Genomic DNA, 7,703 nt, shown 5'->3' on the forward strand with positions numbered 1-7,703 from the left:
CTTTTGCAGACGACTGTATCGCAGGATTCCCTTAGTGAAAATATTTAGTCGCTAAATTTTACCTTTTTAAAGGATTTTATCCTAAGATTAATCTTAATTTCATTAAAACTAACCGCTATAACACATTTTCACCTCTATTAATCGCTGGAATAACAATATTCTATAATAATTCGACAACAGTATTTTCTTTCAACTATCCTATGTAACATGCTGTAATACATTCTAAGGACTTCATTTCATCATAATTCCATAATGAAAAATGGATGTTCGTGAAGTAGCTTTCCTTGATCATCAAACAAGTTGCTGGCTTAAGGGTTATATAATGTATAACGCATTTACAACACTACTGCGCCCGTTGCACCGGCACAGAATAACTTTATTAGCGCTATTAATTTCCGGCCTTTCAGTTAATCCAGTTTTGGCAGATACACAGTATGATTCGTTAATCATCCAAGCCAGATCAGGAGATACCGCGCCGGTCCTTGACTACTTACAAAAAGAATCCAAATCTGGCCCTCTCAATAGTGGGCAGGTAGACGACTGGCTACAAATAGCCGGTTGGGCAGGGCGTGATCAAGAGGTTATTGACGTTTACGAAAGATACCACTCTTCAATGAATCTCTCTTCGCGGGGCTTAGCGTCCGCAGCGCGTGCATATCGCAATGAAAAACGTTGGGATCAGGCGTTGGCATTGTGGCAAAGCAGTTTAAAGAAAGACCCAACCAACCCAGATCTTATCACTGGCATGATAATGACTCAGGCGGATTCCGGGCGCGGTGGTGAAGCTTTACAGCAGGCGAAAGACCTGGCTGCACGTGACCCTTCTGCAAAAAACTATATGACCCTCTCTTATCTTAATCGGGCAACCAACCGCAATTACGATGCTTTGCAGGCCTCGAGTGAGGCGGTACGACTGGCACCGGAATCTGAGGAAGTATTAAAAAATCACCTCGAGATTCTGCAAAGAAACCGTATTGCCGATCCTGCGTTGCAGCTTGCCAAAGAGAATCCAAAATTAGTGACCGCAGAGCAATATCGGCAACTTGAGCGAGATGCTGCAGCGGAACAAGTCCGTATGGCGGTACTACCAACACGCAGCGAGACGGAGCGATTTTATATTGCTGATCAAGCGTTGGCTGATTATCAGGATTTGTTAGCCCGCTGGAGCAAAGATCCCGAAGCGCAGGCCGATTATCAACGTGCTCGTATCGATAGATTAGGCGCGTTATTGGTTCGCCGTAATACCGAACAACTCATTAAAGAATATGAAAGCATGGAAGCCGAAGGCTACAAAATGCCGGATTATGCACGTCGCTGGGCGGCATCTGCTTATATCGATCGCCGGATGCCAGAAAAAGCAGCACCGATCTTGACCAGTTTGTATTACGCCGATGGCAAAACATTCCGCAATAGCGATGATTTGCTTGATGCAGATGATCTCTATTATTCGTTGAATGAAAGTGAACAATTGGATAAGGCACATCAATTCGCTAAAAACTATAGCGAACAAACGCCGTATCAGGTTGGCGTTTATGGTCTGCCAGGTAAAGAGCCGAATGATGACTGGATGGAAGGGCAGACTCTGCTGGTTCAATCCCTGGTAGCACTCAATGATCTGCCTGCGGCGCAGAAAAAACTGGAAACGCTATCCAGTACTGCTCCTGCTAACCAGAATTTACGTATTGCTCTGGCCGGTATCTATTTGGCAAAAGATTTACCACGTAAATCTGAACAAGAATTGAAAGCAGTAGAGTCATTGGCACCACGCAGTCTTATTCTGGAACGTGCACAAGCTGAAACTGCGATGGATTTGCAGGAATGGCATCAGATGGAGTTACTCACTGATGATGTGATTACCCGTTCTCCTGAAGATGTTCCCTCGCAGGAGCTCGATCGTCAGCGCAAAGTGCATAACATGTATGAATTGCGTGTAACCGGGAATCGAACTATTTCTTCCAACAGCCCAATCAGTGGTAACAAGGATTTTGGCGTTGAAACGTTGCTGTATAGCCCCCCGATAGCTGAAAACTGGCGGGTATTCGGTGGTGGCAGCTACGACAATGCGCAATTTGAAGAAGGAAAAGGCATTAATCGTGCTACGCGGTTAGGGGGCGAGTGGACATCCCGTGACCATTGGGTTGAGGCTGAAGTGAATAATCAGAATTACGGTTTTGGTAACAAAACCGGTGCTCGGTTATCGACTTGGTACGATTTTAATGATCACTGGCGAGTTGGTGGGCAGGTTGAGAGACTGGCCAAAGATACCCCATTGCGCGCATTAAAAAATAATATATCCGCTAACAGTGCGTCAGCGTATGTGTTCTGGAAAGCCGATGATCGGCGTGACGCTGAAATTAGCGTGACACCGTCACGTTTCTCTGACGGCAACAACCGTTGGGAATATGAGTTCAACGGACGCCAACGTGTCTGGACGGGCCCTTACCTGACGGCAGATCTTAGCTTAGGGTTAGCGTCGAGCCATAACACCAAAGAAGACGTGATTTACTATAACCCGAAAAGTGATTTCACTTACGTCCCTGCCATTACCCTAAACCACATTATGTATCGCCACTATAAAACCGTCTGGAGCCAACAAATTCAGCTCGGTGTTGGCGGTTATTGGGAGAAAAACTTCGGTAATGGTCTGGTAACCACGGCAGGTTATGGGCAACGCATTCAATGGAATGATGTCGTGGATACTGGGATAGCAGTGACCTACGATAAGCGCCCCTATGATGGTGTCCGTGAGCACGATCTCTCGCTCGCTTTCGATTTGAATTACCGTTTCTAAGGGATCAGCGCCATGGCGAAGATACTATTTTTTATACGAATACTTGTAGTAGGAATGATAACGGTGCTGGCCTCGGTGTGTTATGCAGAGAAACCGGTATTCGTTCCACCCGCTGAGCGGGCATTGCCGCTAAGTGAAAGGCCGTGGCAAAAAAATACCTTTGTGGTTATTGCTTATCACGACGTTGAAGATGAATCCGCAGACCAACGCTATCTGTCAGTAAGAAGCAGCGCATTAAGTGAACAATTGGCCTGGCTAAAGGACAATCGTTACAACGTGGTGTCTGTTGATCAGATTTTAGCGGCCCGTAATGGTGGCGCACCGCTGCCTAATAAAGCCATTTTACTGACCTTTGACGATGGGTACAGTAGTTTTTATAACCGTGTTTACCCATTGTTAGAAGCCAATAAATTGAGTGCAGTACTGGCTCCAGTGGGGACTTGGATCGATACGCCACCGAATAAGAAGGTGGATTTCGGTGGTTTAAGTACTGATCGCGATCGTTTTCTTACCTGGAAACAGATCAGTGAAATGGCTAAATCAAAACTGATTGAAATAGGTGCACATACTTACGCTTCCCATTACGGCGTGATAGCAAACCCGCAAGGGAATACCGAACCGGCAGCAGCCAACTTGATTTATGACCCTAAAACGAAAAAATATGAAACTGAAGCGGCTTTCAAGCAGCGGATGGAAAAAGACGTTACCTTGATAACTCAGCGTCTTATTCAGGCAACGGGCAAGCAACCGAGAGTCTGGGTTTGGCCATACGGTGCAGCCAATGGAACCGTGTTAAATATCTTACGCCAACACGGTTACCAGATGGCTATGACACTGGAACCCGGTATTGGTAACGTCAATGATCTGATGAATATACCGCGTATCTTGATCAGTAATAATCCGTCGTTGAAAGACTTTGCCCAGTTGGTTACCTCTGTGCAGGAAAAAGACATCATGCGGGTGGCGCATGTTGACCTGGATTATCTCTACGATCCAGACCCGGTACAGGAAAAGGAAAATCTCGACAAACTGGTACAACGGATTTCTGATTTACGCGTTACCACGGTGTTCCTGCAAGCATTTTCTGATCCGAAAGGGGATGGCAATATTCGTCAGGTATACTTCCCTAACCGTTGGATACCGATGCGCCAGGACCTGTTTAACCGCGTTGCCTGGCAACTAGCATCACGCCCTGATGTGGATGTTTATGCCTGGATGCCGGTGTTGGCATTTGAGATGGACCCGTCGTTACCGCGGATTAAGCGTATTGACCCAAAAACAGGTAAAACCAGTATCGATCCGGATCAATATCGTCGCCTTTCGCCATTTAACCCGGAAGTCAGACAGCGCATCATTGATATTTATCGCGATATGGCCTATAGCGCACCGATTGACGGGATTCTCTATCATGACGACGCGGTAATGTCTGATTTTGAAGATGCATCGCCGGATGCTATCCGTGCGTATGAGAAAGCCGGTTTCCCAGGTTCGATTGCTACCATACGTCAAGACCCGGAAACCATGGCCCGCTGGACGCGATATAAGAGTAAATATCTGGTTGATTTTACTAATGAGTTAACACGCCAGGTGCGTGATATCCGTGGTCCACAAGTAAAATCCGCCCGTAATATATTTGCTATGCCGATCTTAGAACCGGAAAGTGAAGCATGGTTTGCACAGAATCTTGATGATTTCCTGGCTAACTATGATTGGGTTGCCCCGATGGCAATGCCGCTAATGGAGAAGGTGCCGTTATCAGAGTCTAATGAGTGGCTATCGCAATTAGTTAATAAAGTTGCACAGCGCCCTGGGGCCCTGAATAAAACCGTATTTGAACTGCAATCGAAGGACTGGACCAAGCCTGAGGGCAGCAATGCCATCAGCGGCCCGATACTGGCGGGATGGATGCGCCAGTTGCAGTTAAATGGCGCGCAAAATTTTGGTTACTATCCGGATAACTTTATCACTGGCGAACCACCGCTAAAAGATGTCCGCCCTGTGCTATCTTCTGCCTGGTACCCTTTATATGATCGATAGAATTATTGCGTTACTCATCCTATGCCTGGTACTGAGTATACCTGCGGGTATGATCCTGCTCTTTACCGGTGATGTGTTGCTGAATTTTGTTTTCTTCTATCCGCTCTTTATGTCCGGTATTTGGATAACCGGTGGTGTCTATTTTTGGCTACGCCGAGAAAGACACTGGCCGTGGGGCGATGATGTGCCCGCACCGGAGCTAAAAGGTAATCCGTTAGTGTCTATTTTAATCCCTTGTTTTAATGAGGGAGAGAATGCGCGGGAAACCATTCACGCGGCATTGGCACAGACTTACACCAATATTGAAGTGATCGCCATTAACGATGGCTCCAGTGATGATACTGCACAAGTGCTGGATGGCCTGTTGGCTGAGGACTCGCGATTACGTGTTATTCATCTGGCTCATAATCAGGGTAAAGCTATTGCTCTGCGTATGGGAGCAGCAGCGGCACGTAGTGAATATCTGGTATGTATCGATGGTGATGCCTTACTGGACAGCAAAGCGGTGCCTTATTTGGTCGCGCCGCTGATTGCGAATCCACGCACGGGTGCGGTTACCGGTAACCCGCGAATCCGTACGCGCTCAACGTTGGTTGGCCGTGTGCAGGTTGGTGAGTTCTCTTCTATCATCGGTCTGATTAAACGGACACAACGTGTCTATGGTCAAGTTTTCACCGTCTCTGGTGTGGTTGCTGCGTTCCGTCGCCGAGCACTGGCGGATGTGGGCTACTGGAGCCCGGACATGATCACGGAAGACATCGATATCAGTTGGAAATTACAAATCAGGCACTGGTCAGTATTCTTTGAGCCTCGCGGTTTGTGCTGGATTTTGATGCCGGAAACCTTACGTGGTCTGTGGAAGCAACGTTTGCGTTGGGCGCAGGGCGGGGCTGAAGTTTTCCTGAAAAATATGTTTAAGCTGTGGCGCTGGCGTAATCGCCGCATGTGGTTACTGTTTCTTGAATATTCACTGTCGATAACCTGGGCGTTCACTTACCTGTTCAGTATTATCCTGTTCCTACTGGGATTGGTTATTACTTTACCGCCAGGTATCCATGTACAAACAGTCTTCCCACCGGCCTTTACCGGGATGGTACTGGCGTTGACTTGCTTGATGCAGTTTGCGATAAGCTTGGTCATTGAACGGCGCTATGAGCCTAAACTGGGTAGTTCACTGTTTTGGATTATCTGGTATCCCATGGTCTACTGGATGCTGAGCTTGTTCACCACAGTGGTTTCGTTCCCCAAAGTCATGCTCAATACCAAGCGTAAACGTGCGCGTTGGGTTAGCCCTGACCGTGGGATCGGGAGGGTTAAACCATGAGTGCACCTCTTATTCACACTGAACAGCGGCTGATACCCCGCTGGATCGACATTATTATCACGGCATTGGCCTGGATAGGTTTTATCTTTCTGTTCGTGAAAGGTTTTCTCGACATGATTGGCAGAGCGCCGAATATGGGGCCGATTCCGTTCAGAATGTATATTATTAGTGGCCTGACAACCTTGGCATTGTATGCGGCGATTGCGGCATTCAATGCCGTGGTAATCATCATCTGGGCTAAATACAATCAGGTGCGTTTTCAGGTAGAACGTCGTGGGCATCGACCCCATCTGAATGATGATGAGTTGGCTAGCAGTATGGAGCTTTCAGCGGAGATGGTGGCTCAGCTTCAAGCGGGTTCCTGCCTCACGTTATATAATGATGAACATGGGCAATTGCTGGACGTCAAAGAAGGGCTACAGCTTCCCACCGTTGCACCGGTAGTTAATTTACGCCGGGGGTGATGGGCCATCATCTCTGAATACCTGATAGTAAGTCATTCTGTACTTATATCGGGTATTCAGACCCTGCCTGCTATTATTTCAGCTATTCCCCGCCCAAAAACGTCACTTTGTTTTGCCATTCTTGCCTTATATATTGCTATGATTTGGCAGGGATTACCGCGTGTGAAATCATTGAGTATCGTAATAATTGATATTCCTCTGCCAGTTGTATTTAAAAGGAGCATACAGTGAAGCAAAACCATTTTGGGCAAACTATCGGCACTGAATTACCGCATTGGCAATCAGCGCAGCAACCTCAGCGTGAGATTTTACCCGGCCATTTTTGCTATCTCGCGCCAGTGAATGCAGACAAGCATGAAACGTCGTTATATCAGGCGTATCACATGGCGAAAGAGGCAGATGACTGGACTTATTTTTATTGTGAACGACCTGAAAATGAAGCTGATTTTCATCACTATCTGCAAACCCTGATCAATGCACCGGGGGCTGTCCACTATACGGTTATTGATGCACAAACGGGCCTTGCATTGGGGACGGTTGGTTTACAGCGAATTGATGAGAATAATGGTGTTATCGAGATAGGTTCAGTGAATTGGTCGCCACGTTTAAAACGTAACTCAGCAGGGACGGAGGCAATATATTTACTATTACATTATGTCTTCGATAAATTAGGCTATCGGCGCTGTGAGTGGAAATGCGATTCATTGAATGAACCCTCAAACTCTGCTGCGTCTCGTTTTGGTTTTCAGTATGAAGGCCAATTTCGTCAGGCGATTGTGACTAAAGGGCGCAATAGAGACACCAATTGGTATTCCATAACTGATCGTGAATGGCCATTAATTAAGCAGGCATTTAATGATTGGCTGGCTCTGGAGAACTTTGATAGTGAAGGCCGACAAATAGCACGTTTACAGGATTTAAGAATCAGCCGTTAGACAGGATCTGGTTAATTACATTTGAGTTTATTCTATTGTATTAATGATGTTTTTTTATTTTCGTCTTTACTTATAACCCAAATAAAAAGGGTAAAGGCGAAATTACGAAGCTCGTTTGATGCACGGAGTAAAACAGGGCTTAATAGTATAGC

The 7,703-nt window shown here is 46.5% G+C and carries 5 protein-coding genes; all 5 read left to right on the forward strand.

Annotation, left to right across the window (positions count from 1 at the left end; all coding sequences use genetic code 11):
* The first annotated feature begins 322 nt into the window (after positions 1 to 322).
* Positions 323 to 2,791: a poly-beta-1,6 N-acetyl-D-glucosamine export porin PgaA gene (pgaA, locus tag V2A85_RS20360; RefSeq protein WP_420072209.1), complete on the forward strand. Its 2,469-nt coding sequence runs from the start codon at positions 323 to 325 to the stop codon at positions 2,789 to 2,791.
* Between the two features lie 12 nt (positions 2,792 to 2,803).
* Positions 2,804 to 4,828 carry a poly-beta-1,6-N-acetyl-D-glucosamine N-deacetylase PgaB gene (gene pgaB, locus V2A85_RS20365; protein WP_420072210.1) on the forward strand — a complete coding sequence of 675 codons (2,025 nt, stop codon included), beginning with the start codon at positions 2,804 to 2,806 and terminating at the stop codon, positions 4,826 to 4,828.
* On the forward strand, positions 4,818 to 6,152 hold the full coding sequence (pgaC, locus tag V2A85_RS20370) for a poly-beta-1,6-N-acetyl-D-glucosamine synthase (protein WP_083159063.1): 1,335 nt from the start codon (positions 4,818 to 4,820) through the stop codon (positions 6,150 to 6,152). The genes pgaB and pgaC overlap by 11 nt, the downstream gene beginning before the upstream one ends.
* On the forward strand, positions 6,149 to 6,616 hold the full coding sequence (gene pgaD / locus V2A85_RS20375) for a poly-beta-1,6-N-acetyl-D-glucosamine biosynthesis protein PgaD (protein ID WP_372558851.1): 468 nt from the start codon (positions 6,149 to 6,151) through the stop codon (positions 6,614 to 6,616). The genes pgaC and pgaD overlap by 4 nt, the downstream gene beginning before the upstream one ends.
* Positions 6,617 to 6,843: 227 nt before the next feature.
* A complete protein-coding gene (locus tag V2A85_RS20380) occupies positions 6,844 to 7,551 on the forward strand; it encodes a GNAT family N-acetyltransferase (RefSeq protein ID WP_372558852.1) in 708 nt (235 codons plus the stop codon).
* The last annotated feature ends 152 nt before the right edge of the window (positions 7,552 to 7,703 follow it).

Origin of the sequence: Yersinia sp. 1252 StPb PI (assembly GCF_048593885.1) — a bacterium.
GTDB classification, from domain to species: domain Bacteria; phylum Pseudomonadota; class Gammaproteobacteria; order Enterobacterales; family Enterobacteriaceae; genus Yersinia; species Yersinia enterocolitica_E.

Coding starts and splice junctions, on each gene's coding strand:
- pgaA (WP_420072209.1), top strand. CDS start 323: ATGTATAACGCATTTACAACACTACTGCGCCCGTTGCACCGGCACAGA.
- pgaB (WP_420072210.1), top strand. CDS start 2,804: ATGGCGAAGATACTATTTTTTATACGAATACTTGTAGTAGGAATGATA.
- pgaC (WP_083159063.1), top strand. CDS start 4,818: ATGATCGATAGAATTATTGCGTTACTCATCCTATGCCTGGTACTGAGT.
- pgaD (WP_372558851.1), top strand. CDS start 6,149: ATGAGTGCACCTCTTATTCACACTGAACAGCGGCTGATACCCCGCTGG.